This window comes from Endozoicomonas sp. OPT23 (assembly GCF_009653635.1).
Lineage (GTDB): Bacteria > Pseudomonadota > Gammaproteobacteria > Pseudomonadales > Endozoicomonadaceae > Endozoicomonas_A.
The window spans coordinates 781,803-804,615 of the sequence record NZ_PPFD01000003.1; the positions used below are offsets into that span (position 1 = coordinate 781,803).

A 22,813-nucleotide genomic window follows, 5' to 3' on the forward strand; every position below is an offset into this window, starting at 1 on the left:
GCGTTTTCTTAATCAGCTGTACTGAACTTCACCAGACACTTTAGTTTCAGTGCCTTCACCAATCTGACCTTCAGTCTTGGCGACGATTGTACTTACCGCTGTATCACCGACTACGTTTGTTACTGTGCAAGCCGCATCCAGAATACGGTCAGTAGCAACGATGATGCCCAGAGCTTCAATTGGCAGACCCAAAGTGTGAAGCAGAACACCAGTAGTCACAACCGCGCCGCCAGGAATACCGCCAGTAGCAATAGCCAGCAGGAAAGCAGTGAAGCCAAGAGTGAACAGAGCTGTACCGTTCAGGTCGATGCCGTAGGCATTGGCAACAAAGATAGTCGCTACAACCATATAGATAGCAGCACCTGACATGTTCATGGTGGCGCCCAGAGGAACGGAGAAGCCCGCTACTTTCTCTGACACACCCAGTTTTTCAGTCAAGGTACGGAAGGTTACAGGGATAGTCGCGTTAGAGCTCGCTGTAGAGATGGAGAACAGCATCTGTTCACGAGTAGCGCGCAGGAACTCTTTAGGAGAAACACTGGTGGTAGCACCAATTACCAGAGGGTAGAACACAAATACCCACACAGCCATTACCGCCAGAGCTGTCGCAACGTACGTCAGTACACTGATAATGCTGTTACCGTCGAGCGTAGCACCCAGCTTGGCAGTCAGGAAGAATACACCGTAAGGAGCCAGGCTCATTACCATAGTGATCAACTTCATCATTACGCTGTTAGCCAGAGCAAAAGCATTACTTACGCTGTGAGTTTCGTGATTTTCCAGCTTCTTAACGGCAACACCAGTGATGATGGCCATGAACAGAATCTGCAGGATATTGCCTTCAGCAAATGCCTGGAACGGATTGGTTGGCACAACGCCGATCACCATATCTAACAGGTTAGGCAGGTTTGTACGGCTCAGGGTCAGTGTTTCATCCACTAGGCCCAGGTTAGCGCCAACACCTGGCTGAACGATCATGGCCAAGCCAATCGCAGCAGAGATGGCGATAACGGTGTTAACCAGATAAAGGCCAAAAGTTTTAAAACCAAATCGACCAAACTGGCCAATATCTTCAAGACTACAAACCGCGTTAACAATAGAGATAAAGATCAGTGGAACGACCAGCAACTTGATCATGCCGACAAAAATGCTGCCACCGGCATGGAACAAACCATCTACAAGGTAAGACTGGAAAAATCCTTCAGGGCTGGCAAAAATCTGAATAGAGCCACCGAGAATAAGGCCGACAGCCAGGGCTGTCATAATGCGTGTTGCTAAGTTGTTATTCATAAAACTCAAGTACTCCAAGCCAGGTTAATTACTGCATATGGCTTTCTTGTAATTATCGGTAGCGAATTTAATGGAACGGTTATATAGAAACAAGCCTTTATAAAACACTCGTTTTCAGGAGCATTCACCTATTGGAACACAGTATTCGGTAATAATTCCTACAAACGATGGTTGATGTCGCGAAATGTTATTATTTGCCAACCTTATTTCAGGCAATAGTTATAAGTACAAATAACTAATAAGCACTGTAGTTCACATAACATGCCAGATTATTTTTTGGGCAAATAGCCCAATATTAGAGAATATTCTTGTGATGCTTTTTTATACTGCTCGCAAAAAAGCCAGAATATTCACTGTAATTGGTCGTATAATAGACTCTGAAAGCTATTTAATAGCCACGCCAGCGATATTTTATGTGTTTTTGACGAACAGCAATTTCCTCTGCTCTTTGTTTCGTCGTTATTTTCGGTGTATCCGAAGGAAGGAATGTCTCAATATCTTCGAGGTTAACCAGAAATGCGCTGGTTTCAGGTAATTGCTTCTTTTCCGTGTCATTACGGAAAACAAAACGCATGGAATGAGTGCCTTCCAGTAAACCGGTTGTCGATACCCACCCCTGATACCCTGGATCTTTTGCAGCAACAATATAGTATCTCGAACCATCACTGCTGACTGGCAGCTGATGACCAGAAAGACTACTGACGTAATTCTGTTGATCTGGCCCCTCAAACCAGAGAGTTCCAAGCTGAAAGCCAACATAGTGTGGTTCAACCGGCGCTGTGACTTTTATTACCAGCGCTTCGTCTTCTTTCAGTTCAAACTTGCCTGCTGCGTAATACTGTTTTGCCCCTGCCGCTCCTCCTGCAGTAAAAGGTAGTGCAGGCTGATTAATGTCATTAACAGGCATCGGTCGTACACCATCACCGTTCACGTCCGCTCTTAACTCCATGGCGTATTCCTGAAGATAATTCCAGAAGCGAATCTGATTAGGCAGTTCTTTGGCTATCTTATCCAGTTTCTGGCTGACAAATTCTGATGTGATAGGTGGCCTGCTGTGGCCTTCCTTATCCAGCCTCACAATATCCAGTTCCAGCGTCTTTTCATTTTCCCAGTCAGAGAAAATTTTTCTTACGGTCAGACCGGTCGCTTTTCTTAGCTCTGTTTTTCCTGTAGCAGGGCAGAGCATCTCTTTCTGACTCAGAATAAAATTGCCCTGATAGTCTTTCGGGCGCTCCGGACCAATCAATATTTCAAAACGATTATCTTTATCCAGTTGCAGAGAGAAGGAGTTTGCGAAATCCAAAGTCTGGCTGTTGCACAGAGCCATCTCTTTCAGGTCACCGGTTCTGCCGGGATAGTCTGTTGTGGTTTGAAAGGTAACCAGCCTTGGTGCTTTGGGTCCGACAACACCTCGTTCGGAGGTTTTCCACTCGAGAGTGTTTGCAGCCTGGCCAGTCACTCGATAATAGGCATCAGCATCGAGAGCGGCAGAGATATACATGGTGTCAGGGTTTTCAGCTGTCCACTTTCGCAACATATCCACAGCACGATGAAACTCGGGAAATTCAGGATCCTGGCGCATTTCCAGTTCAATCATGCGGCTGATATGACCGAGCATGTATCGATAACCTTCAGCCAAATTGCGGTCAGTAGATTCAGGAGGGAAGTACTTTGGGTTCACCAGACTTTCTTTTGCCTGCTCAAGGCCTGCCATAAATCCTGACCAGGATTTATCAAGCCTGGCCACGGCCTCTTTATCAGCATCAGCTTTTATATGATTTGACGAATATAAAGTAAGTAATGCCAAAAACGGTATGGCAAGGAATCTGGAGAGCATTAGACGACCGCTTTATTATTTTTATCGTTTTGGGAAACTAGCACAGCGGCAAAGAAAAGGTAAACATTCGATTACATTGCGATATTGAATAACTTTTTCCAGTGGTCTGGATTTATACCGTAATAACCACATCTAAATCACAGTTATCCAACAAGATATCCACAGGTTAATACACATTACCCAACCTGTGGATAGAAGGGTTTACCGCTGCATCATGGCGGAAACCAATAGCATCATCTGCATTTCTGTTGCGCAAATTTTCTGAAGATCCTGCTGGGTTTCTTCACTCAGATGGGACAGATTACTGACTTGCTCATTCTGGTCGTGCCATTTCTCTGCAGCCATATCTTCAGGAAAACTGTTGACCAGCTTGTCCTGCAGCCCTTGCTGCTTTTCACAGAGTTTACTGAGCATTATCAATAGGATAGGAGGTGCCTGACCGGTCAATGCTCGCAACTCAATATAGGTCCAGTAGAGATTAGCGATGCGTTGAGTACTGTCTCTAAGGCAGAGCAGGGAGAGATAAGCTTCTTCCTGATGAGTCATTCAGTGTCTCCTCATTCCGTAGAGAGCCACCTGTGCCTACATCATTTCTGAACACTACTGCGGTCAGCTCGCAGGTTTTTACTGCTTCAATTTCCACTCTAACATGAGTCGGCAGAAGATAAAGAAATTCACCCTGTGGAAAAAGTTATTCACTTATTCACATTATCACTGATCAACCTGTTGAATGAATTGTGGATAAGTGAAAAAGGCTGCATATTTACAGCCTTTTTCGGATTGGTCATTTTTTGATCAAACCTCTTTCAGGACATTACCAGGAGATTCTTTTAATACACGACGAACACCCAACCATCCGGCAAAACCAATCAACAGCGAACTGAATACGGGCAAAGCAATCCACAACCAGATCACCGGCTGCCAAGGTAGTTCGAACACCTGAATGTTCAGCCACCAGCTGCAGAACTCGGTGACAATGGCGGCAATCAATCCTGACAGCGCGCCTATCAACACAAACTCACCCACCTGCATCACCATCAACTGTTTACGGGTTCCACCCAGCGAACGAATCAAGGCACCTTCGCGCAGACGGCTGTCCAGTGTTGCTTCAATAGCAGCAGCCAAAACAAGCAGGCCAGCAACCAGCAGGGCAAACAACATAGCTTCAACCGCCAGAATGGATTGCGCCAGCATCTTCTGAACCTGACTGATCACTGCATCCAGATCGAGCAAACTCACTGTTGGAAACTGTCTGACCAGATCGTTCAGCACCATCTGGTTATCACTGTCCAGATAGAAACTGTTCAACCAGGTTGAAGGCAATGATTCCAGTGTTGCTTTGGACAACACCATATAGAAGTTAGGCTGGAAAGATTCCCACTGTACATCACGAATACTGGTTACTTTGGCCGTTACTTTTGTACCGGCAATATTGAAGCCCAGTTCATCGCCCAGCTTCAAACCAAGATGCTCGACCAGTGAGTCTTCAATAGAGACTTCATTATCTTCTCCCGGTTGCCACCATTCACCTTCCTGAATAATGCCTTCTGCCGGCAGCTTATCCGACCAGGTCATATTCAGTTCACGGTTGAGAGAGTTGTGCTTTCTGTCTTCTTTATCCACAGCATCCTTGGCAGGAATACCATTGATCTCAACCAGACGGCCACGGACCATTGGGAACAGTCCGGTCGCATCAATGTCATTGCCTTCAAGGAAACTTCTGAAGTTATCCACTTCATGGGGCTGAATATTGATGGCGAAGTAGTTAGGGGTTTCTTCCGGCAACTGTTGCTGCCAGCGATCCAGCAAATCGGTACGAACCAGAAGCACCAGTGCCATGGCCATAAACGTCAGAGTGAAGGCAGTAAGCTGAGCGGAAGTCTGCCCCTGTTCCTGCAGCAAACGATTCAAACCTAGCCGCCATGTCAGGGAAACCGGCTTATTCGTAATACGTTTTTGAATTCTGCCCAGCAGGAAGCGTACACCTGAAGAAACCAATAGTAATGCAGCAACCATTCCCAAGGTCAGACCTACTGTCATCATCAGCTGTCCGGTGTGATACCAGAGCAACAGCAGCATAGCCGCAAAGGAGAAACCATAAACCAGCCAGGTTCCGGCAGCGGCAGGCATCAGTTCCCGGCGGAGTACACGCAGTGGTGTGACCTCTTTTAGCCTCAGGAGTGGCGCAAGACCAAAACCAGCCAGAGTAATAATACCCGTCAAACCACCCACCAGCAGCGGCATAAAGCCTGCTTCCGGTAACCATGCAGGCAGAACACCGGTCAGCAGTTTTACGACACCAGACTGTAATAGCCAGCCTATAGCCACACCAGGAAGCGCAACCAGCACGGCCACCAGCATCAGCTCACTAACAAAAATCTGCACCACCTGATTCTGCTGGGCGCCCATGCAACGCATCACGGCAATACCATCAAAGCGTCGTTCAGCAAAGCGACGGCTGGACATGGCAACAGCTATACCTGCCAACAACATGGCAGCCATACTGCCAAGGCCAAGGAATTGCTTCAGCAGGCTGACAGAATTACGCAGGTCTTCACGATTCGCTTCGGCCATGCTCAGCTTTTCACTGGCCACCAGCATCGGCTTTATCTGATTCTGAAACTGTTGCAAGTTGCTTTGTTCACCAGCAATCAGCTTCTTCCAGCTGACTCTGCTGCCAGGTTGAATGATGTTGGTTTTATCCAGATCCTGAATACTGAACATCAGTCGTGGAGAAAGGCTGTAAAAGCTGCTGCCACGATCGGTTTCCAGAGTAATGACCTTGCTGATTTTAAACTCAGCTTCACCCAGCTGAAGCGTGTCACCAATTTTGACATTCAGCAGTGGAAAGAGTCGTGGCTCCAGCCAGACCTCACCCGGTAAGGGTGTCTCCCTGGTAACTTTATCTTCGGTAAAAGGTTGCTCCGATACACGAATATGGCCACGTAACGGATAGTTATCAGTGACCGCTTTGGCAGAAATAAGCTGCATCTCATCGCCAGCTATCACCACCGACGGAAACTCAAGAATGGTGGCGGTTTCAACCGTCTGATTACTGATGGCTTGTTGAACCTGTTCATTCAACTTTCGGGGACTGCTGATCACCATGTCAGCGCCCATCACTTCTGCCACCTGACGACCAAGCGCCAACTGCAATCTCTCACTGAAAATTGCGATAGCTGTGCTGACACTCACTGCCAACAGCAACGACAACACCAATAACCAGAGTTCACCGGATCGCCAGTCCCTGAGCATAAAGCGCCATGACTGTTTCAGGTTTCCGATCATTGGCTTACCTCGGCAACGTCTTTTACTTCTTCCACCAGCTTGCCACTGACCAGTCGCAAGGCTCGGTCACAACGCTTTGCCAGAGCAGGGTCGTGGGTCACCAGAACCAGTGTCGTACTCTGTTCACGGTTCACTTCGAACAGCAGGTCGACAATCTTGTCGCCGGTTTTCTCGTCCAGGTTTCCGGTAGGTTCATCAGCAAAGAGAATATCCGGTTGTCCGGCAAATGCTCGAGCAATGGCAACACGTTGCTGCTCACCACCAGAAAGCTGCTTTGGATAATGAGTCAGACGCTCCGACAGCCCCACACGTTCAAGCAGTCTGGTGGAACGATCTCTGGCATCAGACACACCAGCCAGCTCCAGAGAAAGCATGACATTCTCAAGTGCAGTCAGGTTTGGCAGAAGATGAAAAGACTGAAATACGAAACCTGTGTGATCTGCTCGCACTCTGGCTCGGCCATCTTCATCCAGGTGATCTATACGTTTGCCAGAGAGGTGAACTTCACCAGCAGTTGGTAGATCAAGGCCAGCGAGAATTCCCAGCAGTGTTGATTTACCGGAACCGGAAGTCCCGATGATAGCAACAGATTCGCCTGACTTGATTTGGAGCGAAAGTCCCGACAAGATGGTCAGCGAACCATCTCGGGCTGATACTGTTTTTTCAAGGGAGTCAGCCGAAACGGCAATGGAGGAATCTGTGCCTTTAGTCATAAGTCGTTACTTGTTTTCAGCCTTAGTTTTAAGTTGTGTATTTCTGGTCTCAGCCCCGTATGCATCTGCTGCACAGCAGAAAACCTTACTGGTTTACGGCGACAGCCTGAGTGCTGCCTATGGCATCGATATAAAAAAGGGATGGGTTACTTTATTACAGGAAAAAATGAAGCAAACCAACCCGGGCTGGAAAGTGGTCAATGCCAGTGTCAGTGGTGAAACCACTTCCGGTGGACTGAGTCGTCTAAAGGTCACTCTGGAACAACACACACCAGACCTTGTTCTGGTGGAACTGGGTGCAAATGACGGCCTGCGGGGCACTTCTCTTAAAATCCTGAAAAATAATCTCGGGAAAATCATTGAAACCGTGCAGTCAAAAGACACTCCAATGGCACTTTTTGAGATGAGAATTCCACCCAATTATGGACCGATCTACACCAAACGTTTTACACAAACTTTTCATGACCTCGGCAAAAACTACAACATTCCTGTAGTGCCTTTCTTTCTTGATGGCGTCGCTGGTCATCCTGAATTGAATCAGCCTGATGGTATCCATCCGGTTGAGAAAGCTCAGCCAAAGCTGCTGGATAATGTCTGGCCTGATATCCAGAAAATTCTTAAAAACACGTAATGCCCGTTTCGTTTTATAAACCTGTTTAAAAAGCAAAGCTGGTATAAGACTTCTCTGACAACGACTCTCCAACCACTCTGTATTTTGCCGATACCATGCCCATATATTCTGATTGCAGGGACGCAAGGAAGAAGGCATGGATCCATTGAAGCCATCGGTATCGACTACCCAGTTTGAAAAAAATCTGGATGAGCTGGAACATGCCCACCGAAAAGGCGCACAGGTCACCTATCGTATGCGCCGTGATACGGGTGAAGTTGAAGTTAAAGTTGCCAAACACTGGTCTCCTTTTCGCTGGCTGGCCAATAAGTTTGGACACAAGCAGGCAAAGTCCCAACTTACCCAGGAAATAAAGCAAGCCCTTCACAATACTGATGCTCCCAAAAGGCTACAAGAACGGGTAATCAGGGACCTGGGCAGTAAAACCATTCCATTTCTCAGCTCTGCAACGGCTATCAGCTCTCTGTCCCACCAGCGTGAGTTTAAGCATTTATCAGATACAGCAGAACTTCGTCAGCTTGCTTCCAGTCTCAAAAATCAAGAACCTGCAGGTATTTCTAAGGCCGATGCAAGCCGATTTCTTAAGCTTTGCCAGAAAGCCGAGCTGCTGGATCCACTGTCTTTGCAGGCTATGAATTTGGAAAAGGTGATAGGTAAAGTGCAGAAGGTTTTCGGCGGTCAATCCTCTGAAAGCTATCAAGAGGCCATCACTAAAGCTCTCGTTGAAGAACTCGAGAGTTTGCAAAAGACTCAGGGCGCAGGCACCGTCAGCTATCTATTGAGCAGGGTTGTTGAGAAAGCTTCACCCGGAAAAGCTTCTTCCGAAATGGAAAGCCTGACTGTGAAAGGAATGGAGCTTTCCGGGAGCGAAATCAGCCGTTTGAAAAAAGAACCACCAGCTCTGCGTCTGCAATTACTTCAGGCTAAATATCAGTTAAAAGCGGAGGAACTGGCTCTAAGAGAGAAGATGCCAAACATCGGCATAGCAGATACCTGGGGTTTCCTGGAAAAGTATTGTTTCTTAACACTGCTGTCAGGTATTCCGGATTACAATGCCAACTCTCTGGAGAGCGAGATACAAAAACAGTTTCGGGATACCCGACAGCAGGGTTTGTACGACCGAACCATCAATTTTGCGTCCGTTCGAGCGGTGCAGGATCTGACAGATACTTTCCCAAGAGGCAGAGCAAAAAACATAATTTCCGAAGCTATGAGCAACTCTCCTTCTCCAGAATTCCGGGTAGCCAGTGCGGCTCTGGAAACTATCAAAGGTAATCTTAGTCGGGAATACTCAGTTACCGGTGACAGGCCTGACCAGGTAAAAGATAACGAAATTGAACTATTACCCTTCTTCGGTAGTAAAGAAGCTAATACGTTACTGAAAAGCCAGCTCTACGAGTTGAAGAGCGCCACAAAACTCTTTGAGCAAAGAACTGATATAAAAGCCCTTGAGCCTTACCTGAAAAAACTCGATCTACCAGTTTTACAAAACCAGCTGAAAGCGCTTGAGAAACCTGATGCTTTACCACCAGAAGCAAGGATTCAGGCTCAGGACGCAGCAAAGAAAGTCATTCAGGCGAAAAAGCTCTGGCTGGATCTTAATGCCGGAGTTGGCAGAAAATGGGGACAGGATGTATTACAAAACCCTTTATGTACCTCTTCTGAATTCAGCACCAAAATCAGGAAGCTTGAACAACTGGCAGCACTCACATCACCTGCACTGGATCTTGAACAACTCAGCTGGATGCAACAGCAAAACCTGCAAGCAAAAGCTCACCCCAGAGCCGTCGTTGAGGGTGCCGGCCCCAATGGCCTGATGGCTGCGCTGAAACTCTATATGGAGGGTGCAGACGTCACGGTTTTTGAAAAGAGAGGAACAGACTATAACCGCTCGCAGATACTCAGGCTTGATTCACAGTGGATGAATGATCTTCGTTTTGTATTGGGCTCCAAATTTGATGACCTGTTTGACCCGAAGACCGGGATGGGTACCAAGTCTACCGACGGTTCCGGCTCCATTGTCACCCATGAGCTGGAAAAGGTTTTACACAGAAGATTTTCTGAACTGGTCAGCAAGGAAGAAAAAAGCAGGGCTGACAGCCCCCGTCTGAAACGTCTTGCGGCCCACTCTATTGATGATGTTCTCCCACCTGTAAAAGATGGCGGCCCTTACCGTATCAAGGCTGTCTATGAAAACCGATACGACAGTCAGAAGAGCGGACCGGGCTCTGCGAAAGGTACAGAGATTGTTGAGGCCGACCTCCTGGTTTGTGCAGGCGGCAAGAACAGTCCAACCAGAGACATGTTTTTCACTCATGCGCCGGTGACAGATGAAGCCGAGTACGGGGTTGCCTCCTGGAACAATATAAATAATGACGGTATGAAGACGTTTCCTGCCATTCAGGGGGTCCTGCAATTCGATGGTGATTTCCGAGCAAACCTGATTACTAATCTTCAACAACGAACTGATTACAGTGGTGGTCTTTCAGAGAAAGCTGAAAAGCTGGCGATAAAATATACTTCCCTGGGAAATAACTCTCCTCTGAGCAAGATGATGCTCGAAACCAAAGACAAAGTTGTTCAGCTCAGAACCTTTGAAAACCGTGGAATGATCTATGTGGGAATGGAAATCCCTCACGGGACCAAAAGATGGCTGGAGAGCCTGGATCAAGCAGCGCAAACAGAGGGACTGTCGGACGGTGAAAGAAAAGAAGTGGTGGCCGCAGCAAAACAATCATGGTTTCAGGCTGTAGCGGACGTAAAAGGTATTACTGCTCAGACAGGAACCACCATGGATAAGATGAGCTCGAAATTTACTGCTACGTTCCCTGTTGCCCAGTCAGCTCTTGCTCAATCGTTTCAGGTTATTCCTGGAACCAAAAGTAACCCTAAGGATGGAAGTTTGCTGGTTGTCCCTATCGGCGATGCAGCCACTTCTCCACACTTCATGAGTGCCAGTGGTCTAACCGGAGGCAGGGAAAGCCAGAATATTCTGGTTGAGTACCTCAAAAACTTTCAACAGACTCCTGAAAAACAGTCAGCGCACCTTGAAGCCATGCAGGAGCGCTTTGATAACAGCAAAAAGTATGTTCTGGATAAAGGCAAAGCTTACCTCACACCATTACAACCCCTGAAAGTTCGCCAGGGCTTGAGAATGCAGCAACGCAGGCAACTTGACCAGGTGAGTAAGGATTCTACTCAGCCTGGCTGGAAGAAAAATTACACTCTGAAAGCTACCGGAAATTTACCTTCAAACACCAGTTACCAGTTGTCTACTTCTGAAACACCACCTCGGCAGTACATGCTGCACCTTCAGGAAAAAGGAAATCTCGAAGTCTGGAGAATTGATGGTCATCGAAATCAACTGGCAGGTACATTCAACTCGTTTAAGGAAGCCGAGTTAAAACTGCTCAGAACAAAGGCTTAACCTTCTTTGAGATTCGACCTGAATCCACCCACTCCATAAATACAGAACCAAGACGGTCACTCTCGGCAATCACGGTTTGCCAGTACTCAACCCGGTCATCGTACGACAACTTAACAAAATCATTACGGTCCGGAATTTTTCCAAAAGGCAGCTTGCTGACAAACTCCTCTGATGGCGATACCAGTATCAGATTCTTACACTTATCCACAGCAGGCTTACGCCATTTCAAAGCCTTATCAAACCAGCCGGGGATCATACGGTTGTAGAAGTGTGGATAAAGCACAAGCCCATCACCAAGGTCAAAATTCAGGTCAAAGTGATAGTCCGTTACACCACCATCCCGATACATACCTTTTGGAGCACCGGCGATATCCCGAATACCTTCCATCACCATGGGGATAGAGCCTGATGACAGAATCGCATCACTGACATTCTGTTCAGAGAAAGGCACTGTCTCAGTTGGCAAATCGTTCATGTCCAAAAAAGGCGCTGAAGAGTCCGGATGATGAAACAGGGTACGGGTAAAGAAGTTGCTCAATGTTTTTCGACTGAACAGATTGGCTGTAGCCGCCAATCCCATACCAGCCATCAATGGCCATTTTTTCTCACTGGTTCCTAAACCATGACTTCTGACAGCAATAGAGTTGAACTTGAAAACAGGGTTCTCAATGATATCCCTGACACCAGTATCGCCCAACATCTCTCTGACCAGAATGCGGCTTTTCATGCTGATCTCTGCTGCATCCGGCTGTTCCGAATAACTGGTCAGCAGATAACCCTGCTCAAATCGTCTGTGGGCTTCAAGTGGGTCCTTCATCGCATAAGTACTGAATCGCCAGCTGCCAGCGGAAGTGCCTAGCAGGTGCAAAGGTTTTTCTCTGCCTTTGAAGAATTCACTGATCAGAACCTTGTCCAGACCACTGAGGACAAACCATTTAGGGCCGCCAGATGCGCCCAGCATGACGTTGATATCATCAGCTTTCAGGCCGTTGTCTCGAATTTGTTGCAGGGCATATTCTCCGGCCCTTATTTCCAGCACATCAGTCATTAAAAACGATTATCTCTGCAGGTGTTCCATGAGTTTCTGACGAATAGAGTCGGGAATAGGAGATGAGCATTCATTCTCGTAATCGTAATGAATCAATACCGCCTTTCCCCGTGCAGCAAGCACATCATTCTGCCATGCCTCATGGTGGATATACATGGAAGAGTTACCGACCTTTTCCAGACAGGTTTTAAGAATCACATCGCTGTTGTATTGCAACTGTGCCGTATATTCCACTTCGATACGTGCAATGATCAACTTCCAGTTATTAGTGTCCAAATCGGGGGTAAACATTTTAAAGATGGGCGTACGAGCGTGCTCAAACCACTCGGGCACAACGGTATTGTTAATATGCCCAAGCGCATCGGTCTCGCAAAAGCGGGGAGTAATCGTTTCCTGAAGCATGAGTGATATCTTTTTCTTATAGTAAAGTTGTTACCAGACTCATGTATCCAGGCATTTTTCACCCACCCTTCAGTGAGTGAAATGCGAATAATAGAATCCAGTCTATACCGCAATAATGCCTGTATTTTTAAAAGTTACAACTCAATAGGCGGAGCCCACTTTAACCACTCATTTACCGACTTTTCGTGTAATTTGAAGCGAGAATTCTGCCCTACACCGTCAGCAACCTCAGGCGTCGCGAAAGAAATACCGCCAGCCAGCAAGGATTCCAGAGACTCTGTTCTGATTCTCGCTCCACTGAAGAGCCCGACATTAATATCGACACCACTGGCATTCCAGAACTGACTTTCCGCGGTCACAAGAGAAGCAAAACGATCTTCGATATTTATATAAATTACCACCTGGCTGGCAGGATTATCCAGTCGGTAACCTGTGACCTTACCCACTGGAATTTCTCGATAATAAACAGGATTGTCCTTCCGTACAGAACCCAGCTTTGGTGACACAAGCTCAAGCCTAAGACCACTGGCAAGAGCCATATCATCAGGAGGACTTCGATCAGCATGAAAAAACGAAATCTCCTTCGAATTGGCTTTTTTAGCCGGGGACATTCCGATGTAAAAACCGGTAATCAACGTTTCAAGGTTGGTGGTGCTGGTCAATCCGAGTTTGGGTTTAACCAGCCAGAAACGAGTACCGGAACGGGCAATCCAGCCTGCACTTTCTTTTAACAGAATCGTTGCCTGAACGCCTTCCCGCTTCTTATCCAGCTCCAGTCTGGTTACCCGCCCCATTTCCAGCCCACGGTATTTGAGTAGTGTGCCTTGTTTGAGACCAACCGCACTTTCAAACCAGACATCTATAACTGTGCCATTTTCCAGAGCTTGATCGGCATCGTCATAAATCGAAAATACTTCCTTATTAGCAACTGCTTTTACATCGGGTTCGGGCGTCATAAACTCAATACCACCGGCAAGAATACTTCCCAGTGTTCCGGTTTTTACTTTCAACCCCTGGAAATCGCCTTCCAGAGTAATGCCACTGGCATTCCAGAATACGGTACTGCTGTTAACCAGATGACTGTATTGAGGGTCTATCAATACCTGAATGGTTACACCGTCGTCGTTCAATTCATGGGACTGAACAGAACCCACAGGCATCTTGCGATACAAAACAGGACTGCCATGGGAGATACCAGACAGAGATCTGGCAATAAGCGTCAGGTGTAAGCCGGGAGTAGAGAGTGCAGCAGGAGGCTTACTGGCAAGCCCTTTAAAACGGTCTTTAAATTTAGCGTTTTTAACATCGCTGTGGTTGATATCCAGAGCAATGTACTGGCCACCCAGCAGTGTCTCCAGACCAGTCACACCTTTCAGTCCAATCTGAGGTTTTACTCTCCAGAACCGAGCACCTTCCACCATCAGTGAACGGGCTTCAGGACGGATGACTGCTTCTGTAATAATGGCTGAATAGTCTTCGTTGAACCGAGTCTCTCGAATCAGCCCCACTTCCTTACCATGAAACAAAATTCGAGTCTTTTCCTGGCTGAAAGCAACATCCAGTGGAAACTCGATAGACACCTTAAAGCCAGCTTCTGCAGCATCATAGTCAGAATAGAGCTGGTAGCCACTGCCTTCTTCAGCGACGTCTGTCCCAGGTTCCCAGTCCGGAGTATAGAAAGCAATACCTCCCTGAACAATGGACAACAATGATTGTGTTCTGATCTTCAGGTTGGGAAAGCTACCAGAAACATCCACGCCACCGGCATTCCAGAAACGAGTATTTTTTCGAACCAGATGACCGAACTGAGGTTTGATATTGATTTGAACAGCAACGTGTTCGTCGTCTTTCGTTAGCTTATAGCCAGTCACCTCTCCCACTTTCAAACGCCGATAGTAAACAGGGCTGCCATTCTGGATGGACGACAATTCGCTGGTTTTCAACGTAAGATTAAGACCGCCAATAGCAGAACGGGGTGGGAACTTTAATGCTTCAAATAAGCGACTTTTCTTACCTTTTTGTTCCGGACTAAAAGCAATGTAATTACCGGAAACCAGCGTTTCCAACCCTGAAACACCAGCAACCGTCACCTGTGGCCTCACCAGCCAGAAGCGACTTTTCTCCAGTAGAAATTTATCCATATTGCGATCGATCTCAAGAGTCACATCGACTGCTTTCAGATCATCCGTCATCTGCATGCTGGCAACTCGACCAATAGCAAGGCCGTTATAACGAACTTCTGTCGTACCCTTTTTTATGCCTTCTGCGGAGTTGAAAAATACATGAACTTCTATATGCCGAGCATAGGCGGCAGACCAGACAAGATAGCCCACTACACAGAGCGCTATAAGCGGCAATAACCAGACAATAGAAACATTTCGGCGTCTGACGACTCTGGCATCAGCTGCGGGAAATTGTTCAGCCATAGCTCGGCTCCGTGATAGTGTCGTTTTTACCATGAAACTTGTTTATCACCGACGGTGACAAGAAAACGTTCCGTTCATGGCTGTTTATTTTCTGAAACCGCTGCATCCCACAGTAACCGGGGATCAAAGCTCTTTGCTGCCCACATGGTAATAATGACTACACTGGCAAAAGCATAAGCCGCAGGACCTGCTGTTACTGTTCCCAGTCGTCCGTACTGCACCAGCCCGGCTAGCAGGGAAATAATAAAAATGTCCAACATGGACCAGCGACCAATCCAGACAATCAGACGGTACATTTTCATCTGATAGCGCTTCTGGTTAAAGCGCATAGGGCTATTCATAGCCATGCCTCTCAACTGAAGAGTAATCAGCAACCAGAACATGATCAGTAGCTTTAGCAGCGGAACCAGAATACTTGCTGCAAACACCAACCCGGCAATGAACAGCATCTCCTTGTCGATCAAGGTAAAAATGCCGGACATAATAGTTTCAGGCTGACCAACGTCCAGCTTGCTTACCGTCATTATCGGTAACAGGTTGGCAGGGATATAGAGCATCATACCTGTAAGCGTCAGAGCCCAGCTTCGTGCCAGACTGTTTGGCTTGCGACGACTGAGTTTGCTGCCACACCGGGGACAATAACTGACACTATCCGATTTCGGTTCATGGCTGATTTTCTGGCAGTCCAGACACAGTATCAGTCCGTTATCAGCTCCCCGACTGAGACCTGAGATCATGACAGCCTCTCCAGTTGCTCCCAAAGGGCGTGGGGGTTCAGATAAATTGAAATCACCAGTTCAACCAGCATCAGTCCGGCAAAGCAATAAAGTCCATAACCAACATTGACACTCGCCATGTCCGCCAGCTTGATCACAGAGATCAGCACGCCAAGCACATAGATCTCCATCATTCCCCACTCACCAAGGTGAGCATACCAGCGAAACATTCTCGCAGCCGTTTGGTGCATGGAAGCTGTTATCACAGACAGTAAAACCTGAAACAGAATCAGCAACCTGAACAGGGGAATAACAATAGCGGTAGCAATCACCAGCCAGGCGACAGCCTCAAGTCCTTCACTATGAAGCGCTATAGCACCTTCGAGTACAGTACTTTGTTGAACATTCCCCATTATTTCCATGCTCAGCACAGGCAACATATTGGCAGGTAGAAACAACAGCAGGCCGGTCAAAACCAGTGCCAGACAGATCAACACACTCGATGGCTGATGCAATTCCAGGCAACAACCACAACGGGGACACACTGCCTGCTGCTTCCAGCCCGGATGATTCTCAAACGATGGAATCCTTACCAGAAGGTCACAATCCCGACAGAGTCTTAGGCTTACTAGGCTGCTATTTTTCAAACCTGAGGTCCATATAGGTATTTCTTGGGAAGAATCTGAACGCAATCTGCCATATAATCCCATCTCAGAGTTTTCAAGGCTGAATGAGGGTGACAAACCTTCGCAATTGATTCCTGTACTGTCAATGCTGTCAGGACTCTTGCTCAAGGGGCCTTCAATCAAGCCATTACTGTTCTGTTGCTCTGTCTTTCTATCGGCAGGACTGATCAGTACTGCGCCCGCTGTAGTCTGGCCGGAATTTCACCAGTCAGTCCGGGTGTTCAAGACAAGTAATGATTCAAGAGGTTTAGGTATGCTTCCCGTTGAGCGCCGCGAGCACATTCTGGCTTATGTAGAGGAAAAAGGTTGCGCAAACATCGAAGAAATGGCTGAAAAGTTCGATGTTTCACAGATGACCATTCGCCGTGACATCCGCACTCTTGAGCAGGAAGACAAGTTACGTGTTACCTATGGTGGTGCCGTATCCAAGAGTTTCCTGATGGAAGATATTCCATACGAGAAGAAAAATGCGGTAAATATTGAAGAGAAAAAATCGATTGCTTTCGAAGCCCTGAAGCTGGTGAGAGAAGGTCAGATCGTACTCCTCGATGCTGGCACCAGCACCATGGCTCTGGCCAAGCAGCTGATGCGTATGAAGGTCACTATTATCACGCCTGACCTGAAGATTGCCCTGCAATTGTCTGACTCTTCTACTGCCAAGGTGTACACCACAGGCGGTCTGGTCAGTGCTATTACCAAGGCTCACAACGATACGTCTGCTTTGGCATTTCTGGACAGCATTAATGCTGACGTCGCATTCCTGGCGACCAACAGCTGGAGTATGGATCACGGTGTAACCACCGCATCTACTGATCACTACTTTATCCGTCGTAAAATGCTGGACCGAGCTAATCGCAAGATTCTGCTGGCTGACTCCAGCAAGTTTGGCGCTTCCAGCATGAAGACCATCTGCGAGCTGTCCGAGCTGGACACTATCATTACCGACAGCCGCTTTGACAATGAAAGTCTGGCAACTATCGAAGAGTCAGGCACACAGGTAATTCGCGCCTAAGCTTCAGTTGTCGACTAAACTCACAGCCTGTAGCAGGCTGTGAGTTTGATTTGATGCTCCCGCTGATCGCTGTTCCCATGGGTGATCCCGCCGGCATTGGTCCGGAAATTCTTGTTAAAGCCTTATCTGAATATAACTTTACAGACATTTGTCGTATTCTCGTTATTGGTTCCAAATCAGTTTTATCGCAAGCTCTTTCTACCTGCAAAACCCACCTTCCCATAATCAATACAGACACTCTTGAAACCGTCTCAAACCGGAAACAAATAAACTTGCATGCCTGTGCCGAATACGCCGTGGAAACAAGAGTAGGTAATGTTTCAGCCTTGGGCGGGCAGGCAGCCTACGACTGTATCGAGAACTCTGTGAAGCTAGCTCTAACAAAAAGAGTTGATGCCATCGCAACTACGCCTATTAACAAGTTGTCTTTGAAAGCGGCTGGCATCAATCACATCGGTCATACAGAAATTCTCGCAGCTCTCTCTGGAAGTGCTTCACCTCTGACGCTGTTTCAGGTTCACAATCTTCGAGTATTTTTTCTTTCGCGGCACTTGTCTCTCAGAAAAGCCTGCGACTTTGTCACAGCAGATAATGTTTATGGCTGCGCCACTAGAATCTATGAAGCAATGAGTTCACTGGGACTGAGAGACCCACATCTGGCGATTGCAGCACTTAACCCTCACGGAGGTGAACAAGCATTATTTGGTGATGAGGAGGACAGGGAAGTTTTACCCGCTATCAGCAAACTGAAGGCAGAAGGCTATAAAGTAACCGGACCTGTGCCTGCCGATGCGGTCTTTCATCAGGCGCTGAATGGAAAGTTCGACGCAGTGCTGTCCCTCTATCACGATCAGGGACATATCGCGACGAAGATGGTCGACTTTGAACGTACCGTTTCCATTACCTGTGGACTGCCTTTTCTAAGAACCTCTGTTGACCATGGCACAGCCTTCGACATTGCCGGAACAGGCAAAGCCAGTGCTGTCAGTATGATTGAAGCCATTCTGACAGCAGCGAAATACGCAGCTTCATTCCAACAGAAAAAATAACTAAAAGTTTAGAATTCAATCTGAAGGGCCGATACTCATCATCTTCGGGGGGACTCTCATCTTTGAGAGTGCAGTACTCCCGTTTTCATCAAACGATACCGCTCGCTGACACCAGCCTCTTGCTAACTTTAAATGAATAATCAAATATTCAGGGATTCACCATGAAGCTGGCTCTCTATCTGTTTTTATCTACCCTCAGCAGCTTTATCTTTGCCAGTGAAGGCTTTTATCGCTTCCCTGACCTCCATAACGATACGGTTGTCTTTACTGCAGAAGGGGACCTATGGAAGGTCTCTGTTAAAGGAGGTGAAGCAAGCAGGCTGACCTCTGACTACGGTTTTGAAAGTCATGCTCATATCTCACCGGATGGCAGCACCATTGCCTTTATTGGTAACTACGACGGTCCCAGAGAGCTCTATACCTTACCTGTAACTGGTGGCACGCCAAAAAGGCTGACTTTCTCTAACAGTTTGAGCAGAGTTCGTGGCTGGACTCAGGATAATCAGATCATTCTGGCCACCAATCGTCATTCGTCTTTCTGGGAAAGTCTGCAACTGGTACTGGTCGATGCAGAGTCTGGTTATCAGACACGTATTCCTCTGGCACAGGCTTCCGATGGCTCGTTCTCTGACAATGGCGACCTCTATTTCACTCGATTTACCGGCTCCAATGACAATATCCGTAACTATCAGGGCGGTACCGCTGAAAACCTCTGGCGCTATTCAGAAAACAAAGAAGCGATACCTCTCACCCATGGTTACCCTGGCACCAGTAAATCACCAATGGTCTGGCGGGAAAGGGTCTATTTTATCAGCGACCGTTCCGGGCGAATGAACATCTGGTCTATGGATTTTGAAGGCAAAGCTCTGAAGCAACATACCTTCTTTAAAGACAAGGATATTCAGACGCCGTCTCTGAATCAGGGACGAATAATATTTCATGCCAATGCCGATCTGTTTATCTACGAAACGAAAACGAATGCTACCCGGAAGCTTGATATCACTCTTCCTTCAGACCTGGATCAAAAACGCCAACGCTGGGTAGAATTTCCAGCCAGATTTTTGAGGGATTTCAGCCTTTCTCCTGACAATCAGGAGTTGATGCTGACCGCCAGAGGTCAGGTGGTTATTAACCCGTTAATTCATGGCCGAACCATTACTCTTCCCAGACCGTCAAAAGACCTGTTCTTTGAGACAGCTCAGTTCGTACCTGCTCTGGAGTCTGTCCTTGCATCAAGCTCTCAGAGAGGAAAGCTGGCATTCTGGTTGCTTCCGCCTAATGGCGAAGCCAGATACCAGAAAATCCTTGAGACAGACAGAGCACTTTATAGTGGGCCTTATCCCTCACCAGACGGCAGTCGCTTCGCCTGGTTTAACTCTGACTACCAGCTGAAGATAACCGATCTTCCCTCTGGCGATACCCGCACTGTCGATCAGGGCAGCTTCAACTGGCCATCTGATTTCGTTAATTGGTCACCTGACAGTAACTGGCTGATCTACACCAAAAAAGCCTCTAACCTGAACACGCAGCTTTATCTCTACAATATTTCCGAGGGTGCTCCAGAAGCCATCACCACAGACCGCCATCACAGTTTTTCTCCGGCCTGGAGCACTGATGGAGACTGGATATATTTTCTCTCCAACCGTCATTATTCATCCAGGGTTGAAGACCCATACGGCTTAAATCAGCCAGAGCCATACTCTGAACAAAATACCGGCATCTACATGCTGGCAGTTAATGAAAATCATGAATGGCCGTTCAGAGAACCTAATGAACTGTCGGGACAAAACACGCCTGCAGTTGTTGATGGTGAAGAACAGTCTGAATCCTTTATGCAGGTGGATCGAAAGGGGCTGGCCAAAAGACTGTATCAGGTACCCGTAACACCTGGTGATTATCGCCGTCTCAAACTGGCAGGAGACTACCTCTACTGGCAGTCAAATGAATCCTCTGGCGCAATGCTTAAGGCAATGCCTATAACTCATGATGGTCCAAAGCCTTATACAGTTGCAGAGAATATAAGCTCCTACCGGGTTTCATCAGACGAACAGAATGTACTGATCAGTGATACTCAGGGGTTTTCTATCAAGCCCACAGGTGCCGATATATCGGTTCAGGTTGAGCTGCTTGAACTAAAGAACTGGCGTCTTCACATTGACCCCACAGCTGAATGGCAGGAGATTCTTTACCAAACCTGGTCTCTGTATAAAAACTACTTTGCTGATACGACCATGGACCAGAATGTCTGGCAGCAGGAACTGGATAACCAGTTAAAACTGTTGCCAAGAATTACGGATCGCCGGGAGCTTGATCAACTTCTGGCTAATATGCTCGGCAGTCTTGGTGTTCTTCATGTATATACCTATCCCGGTGACCAGCGCACAGGCTTGAACTGGTCTTTTGAAGGTTCGTTAGGTGCTGAATTCGAGAAGACCAAGCATGGCTTTCTAGTTAAACATATACATAAGACAGACTATGAAACTCCTTCTTTAGCATCGCCGCTTGCCAGACCTTACAGCAGGATTCAGGAAGGAGATACGATCACCCATATCAACCAGCAGCCTCTAAATCAGGATATAGACCTGCAACAAAAGCTCACCTTTCAACATGACACGCAAACATTGTTGACCATTGAAAGCAGCACTAACAAAAGTACCTGGCAGGAAATTGTTACGCCTTTATCCATAGAAGAAACCAACGCATTACGTTATCAGGAATGGCTGTTACAACGTCGTCAGACAGTGGACGAGAAAGGCGAAGGTAAAATTGGCTATGTTCACCTACCGAATATGGAGAAAGACAGTTTTGCTGACTGGGTCAAACAGTACTATCCAGTCTTTAATCGCGACGGCCTGATACTGGATATCAGACACAATACCGGCGGTAATATCAGCAGCTGGATTCTCAATCGGCTCATTCGAAAAGCCTTTGTTTACGCGTCTGCCAGAGGTAAAAACGAGAGTTGGAACATGCAGTATGCGTTCCGTGGACACATTGTGTTGCTGGTTAATGAACATACTGCATCCGATGCAGAAGAACTGGCGGATGGTTTCAGAAGCCTTGAACTTGGAACCATAATAGGCACGCGTACATGGGGCGGAAGAATCTTCAGTACCGAAGAAGCCTTTACCGATAACGGTGCCGTTTCTTTACCTTTCTTCGGACACTACTTTGACAGCAATCGCTGGTCTCCGGAAAACTGGGGTGTCGAGCCCGATATCCGAATTGATAATCTGCCTTACGCGACATTCCATGGCGAAGATACCCAGCTGGATGCCGCACTTCGGCACCTGCAGAGAAAAATAGCTGATGAACCTATTATTCAACCTCTTCCTCCCAGGCAGCCTATAGCCGTGCCGGTTAATCAGTAACCGGCAAAGCCATCTGCAGAGAGATCAAAAACTTCTACTCTGCCTCGCTGGTACTCAGTGACATACAGCTGTTTGCTGTCTTCAGGTCCAAAAGAAACATTGGTTGGACAGGAACCCCTGGTGACCAGACTCCTGCTGACAACGCCCTCAGGACTTACACAGGCAACATGCCCTTGTCCAAAGATGGCAGCGTAGAGATTACCTGCCTGATCAAATGTAATACCGTCGGGTCCAACCACTCTTGAAGGTCCCGATGGATCAGTCACACTGGTAAATATCTCTTTTGATTCAAGCTCAAGGTGACTAGAAAAAACGTAACGATAGATCAGTCCTGTCACCGTTTCTGCCAGATACAGATTGCCATCAGGGCCAAACGCTAGGCCATTAGCAAACAACAGCCCCTCATCCAGACACTCAACACTGTGGGTAACGGGATCAATTCGGAACAACCTTCCTCTCATGGGAGAGTTCCAGACATCAGGATCAAGTCGGCCATCCTTGATCAAATCCCTGACCAGAATGCCGGAATCAGTCAGGTAGATATAACCGTCCGGTCCATAGACCAGATCATTCGGCCACATAAACGACAAATCGCCACAGGAAGTGATTCTTAATACTTCTGCTCCCAACTCATCAAACTTAATTAACGACGGTTGCCAGGTTTCTGCAGCCCAGATACTTTTTCCATCTTTATCCAGCAGTAAACCATTTGGCCGCGAGCAGTCAGTGAAGGTCTTTCGGTGTTCACCACAGGCTGACAACTGGGTCAGGCGGCCAGATCCCATAGCCATTTCAGCCACCAGCCAGTCATTATTACTTAGCAGCAATGGCGCTTCCGGATACTCAAGACCTTCCGCAAATATCATACCTGTTTCCTGTTTTGACCAAGTGAAACAGTTTAGATACTCAACAGTTCA

General features: G+C 47.3%; 16 protein-coding genes. 5 read left to right on the forward strand and 11 right to left on the reverse strand.

Going from position 1 to position 22,813, the window contains the following annotated elements; all coding sequences use genetic code 11:
- Positions 1-12: 12 nt before the first annotated feature.
- The 5 genes from EOPP23_RS09350 to EOPP23_RS09370 form a co-directional block, all read right to left on the reverse strand.
- A complete protein-coding gene (locus EOPP23_RS09350) occupies positions 13-1,290 on the reverse strand; it encodes a dicarboxylate/amino acid:cation symporter (RefSeq protein WP_153765678.1) in 1,278 nt (425 codons plus the stop codon).
- Positions 1,291-1,678: 388 nt separating this feature from the next.
- Complete coding sequence (locus EOPP23_RS09355) at positions 1,679-3,037, reverse strand: hypothetical protein (protein WP_153765679.1); 1,359 nt, start codon at positions 3,035-3,037, stop codon at positions 1,679-1,681.
- 291 nt (positions 3,038-3,328) lie between these two features.
- Entirely contained in the window at positions 3,329-3,673 is a 345-nt protein-coding gene (locus tag EOPP23_RS09360; RefSeq protein ID WP_153765680.1) for a hypothetical protein, read from the reverse strand.
- Between the two features lie 249 nt (positions 3,674-3,922).
- On the reverse strand, positions 3,923-6,415 hold the full coding sequence (locus EOPP23_RS09365) for an ABC transporter permease (RefSeq protein WP_153765681.1): 2,493 nt from the start codon (positions 6,413-6,415) through the stop codon (positions 3,923-3,925).
- Positions 6,412-7,128, reverse strand: coding sequence for an ABC transporter ATP-binding protein (locus EOPP23_RS09370; protein WP_153765682.1), 717 nt, complete (start codon positions 7,126-7,128; stop codon positions 6,412-6,414). The genes EOPP23_RS09365 and EOPP23_RS09370 overlap by 4 nt, the downstream gene beginning before the upstream one ends.
- Between EOPP23_RS09370 and EOPP23_RS09375 the strand changes: the two genes are divergently transcribed.
- Together EOPP23_RS09375 and EOPP23_RS09380 are read left to right on the forward strand one after the other, a co-directional pair.
- Positions 7,115-7,759: an arylesterase gene (locus EOPP23_RS09375; protein WP_370514735.1), complete on the forward strand. Its 645-nt coding sequence runs from the start codon at positions 7,115-7,117 to the stop codon at positions 7,757-7,759. The genes EOPP23_RS09370 and EOPP23_RS09375 overlap by 14 nt on opposite strands.
- A 136-nt stretch (positions 7,760-7,895) precedes the next feature.
- On the forward strand, positions 7,896-11,186 hold the full coding sequence (locus tag EOPP23_RS09380; protein WP_153765684.1) for an FAD-dependent monooxygenase: 3,291 nt from the start codon (positions 7,896-7,898) through the stop codon (positions 11,184-11,186).
- On the opposite strand, the gene EOPP23_RS09385 is transcribed toward EOPP23_RS09380, so the two are convergent.
- From EOPP23_RS09385 to EOPP23_RS09405, 5 genes are all read right to left on the reverse strand, one after another.
- Positions 11,170-12,234 (reverse strand): patatin-like phospholipase family protein, encoded by a 1,065-nt coding sequence (locus EOPP23_RS09385; RefSeq protein ID WP_153765685.1) that lies wholly within the window; start codon positions 12,232-12,234, stop codon positions 11,170-11,172. The two genes, EOPP23_RS09380 and EOPP23_RS09385, sit on opposite strands and share 17 nt — an antisense overlap.
- 9 nt (positions 12,235-12,243) lie before the next feature.
- Positions 12,244-12,636, reverse strand: a complete 393-nt coding sequence (locus EOPP23_RS09390; RefSeq protein WP_153765686.1) for a thioesterase family protein — start codon at positions 12,634-12,636, stop codon at positions 12,244-12,246.
- 134 nt (positions 12,637-12,770) lie between these two features.
- On the reverse strand, positions 12,771-15,062 hold the full coding sequence (locus EOPP23_RS09395) for a PqiB family protein (protein WP_194842554.1): 2,292 nt from the start codon (positions 15,060-15,062) through the stop codon (positions 12,771-12,773).
- Between the two features lie 74 nt (positions 15,063-15,136).
- Positions 15,137-15,799, reverse strand: a complete 663-nt coding sequence (locus EOPP23_RS09400) for a paraquat-inducible protein A (protein ID WP_153765688.1) — start codon at positions 15,797-15,799, stop codon at positions 15,137-15,139.
- A complete protein-coding gene (locus EOPP23_RS09405; protein ID WP_194842555.1) occupies positions 15,796-16,425 on the reverse strand; it encodes a paraquat-inducible protein A in 630 nt (209 codons plus the stop codon). Before EOPP23_RS09405 ends, EOPP23_RS09400 begins: the two co-directional genes overlap by 4 nt.
- A 124-nt stretch (positions 16,426-16,549) precedes the next feature.
- Between EOPP23_RS09405 and EOPP23_RS09410 the strand changes: the two genes are divergently transcribed.
- The 3 genes from EOPP23_RS09410 to EOPP23_RS09420 all read left to right on the forward strand — a co-directional run bounded on the left by EOPP23_RS09410 (position 16,550) and on the right by EOPP23_RS09420 (position 21,896).
- Positions 16,550-17,476, forward strand: coding sequence for a DeoR/GlpR family DNA-binding transcription regulator (locus EOPP23_RS09410; protein WP_153765690.1), 927 nt, complete (start codon positions 16,550-16,552; stop codon positions 17,474-17,476).
- 53 nt (positions 17,477-17,529) lie between these two features.
- Complete coding sequence (gene pdxA / locus EOPP23_RS09415; protein WP_228550638.1) at positions 17,530-18,525, forward strand: 4-hydroxythreonine-4-phosphate dehydrogenase PdxA; 996 nt, start codon at positions 17,530-17,532, stop codon at positions 18,523-18,525.
- A gap of 161 nt (positions 18,526-18,686) precedes the next feature.
- Positions 18,687-21,896 (forward strand): S41 family peptidase, encoded by a 3,210-nt coding sequence (locus tag EOPP23_RS09420; protein WP_153765692.1) that lies wholly within the window; start codon positions 18,687-18,689, stop codon positions 21,894-21,896.
- Here EOPP23_RS09420 and EOPP23_RS09425 read toward each other — a convergent pair.
- Positions 21,890-22,762: an SMP-30/gluconolactonase/LRE family protein gene (locus tag EOPP23_RS09425; RefSeq protein WP_153765693.1), complete on the reverse strand. Its 873-nt coding sequence runs from the start codon at positions 22,760-22,762 to the stop codon at positions 21,890-21,892. The two genes, EOPP23_RS09420 and EOPP23_RS09425, sit on opposite strands and share 7 nt — an antisense overlap.
- Between the last annotated feature and the right edge of the window lie 51 nt (positions 22,763-22,813).

Excerpts from the sequence above, each read along its gene's own strand:
- EOPP23_RS09350 (WP_153765678.1), bottom strand. The coding sequence starts at position 1,290 with ATGAATAACAACTTAGCAACACGCATTATGACAGCCCTGGCTGTCGGC.
- EOPP23_RS09360 (WP_153765680.1), bottom strand. The coding sequence starts at position 3,673 with ATGACTCATCAGGAAGAAGCTTATCTCTCCCTGCTCTGCCTTAGAGAC.
- EOPP23_RS09365 (WP_153765681.1), bottom strand. The coding sequence starts at position 6,415 with ATGATCGGAAACCTGAAACAGTCATGGCGCTTTATGCTCAGGGACTGG.
- EOPP23_RS09370 (WP_153765682.1), bottom strand. The coding sequence starts at position 7,128 with ATGACTAAAGGCACAGATTCCTCCATTGCCGTTTCGGCTGACTCCCTT.
- EOPP23_RS09380 (WP_153765684.1), top strand. The coding sequence starts at position 7,896 with ATGGATCCATTGAAGCCATCGGTATCGACTACCCAGTTTGAAAAAAAT.
- EOPP23_RS09385 (WP_153765685.1), bottom strand. The coding sequence starts at position 12,234 with ATGACTGATGTGCTGGAAATAAGGGCCGGAGAATATGCCCTGCAACAA.
- EOPP23_RS09390 (WP_153765686.1), bottom strand. The coding sequence starts at position 12,636 with ATGCTTCAGGAAACGATTACTCCCCGCTTTTGCGAGACCGATGCGCTT.
- EOPP23_RS09395 (WP_194842554.1), bottom strand. The coding sequence starts at position 15,062 with ATGGCTGAACAATTTCCCGCAGCTGATGCCAGAGTCGTCAGACGCCGA.
- EOPP23_RS09400 (WP_153765688.1), bottom strand. The coding sequence starts at position 15,799 with ATGATCTCAGGTCTCAGTCGGGGAGCTGATAACGGACTGATACTGTGT.
- EOPP23_RS09410 (WP_153765690.1), top strand. The coding sequence starts at position 16,550 with ATGCTGTCAGGACTCTTGCTCAAGGGGCCTTCAATCAAGCCATTACTG.
- pdxA (WP_228550638.1), top strand. The coding sequence starts at position 17,530 with ATGCTCCCGCTGATCGCTGTTCCCATGGGTGATCCCGCCGGCATTGGT.
- EOPP23_RS09420 (WP_153765692.1), top strand. The coding sequence starts at position 18,687 with ATGAAGCTGGCTCTCTATCTGTTTTTATCTACCCTCAGCAGCTTTATC.
- EOPP23_RS09425 (WP_153765693.1), bottom strand. The coding sequence starts at position 22,762 with ATGATATTTGCGGAAGGTCTTGAGTATCCGGAAGCGCCATTGCTGCTA.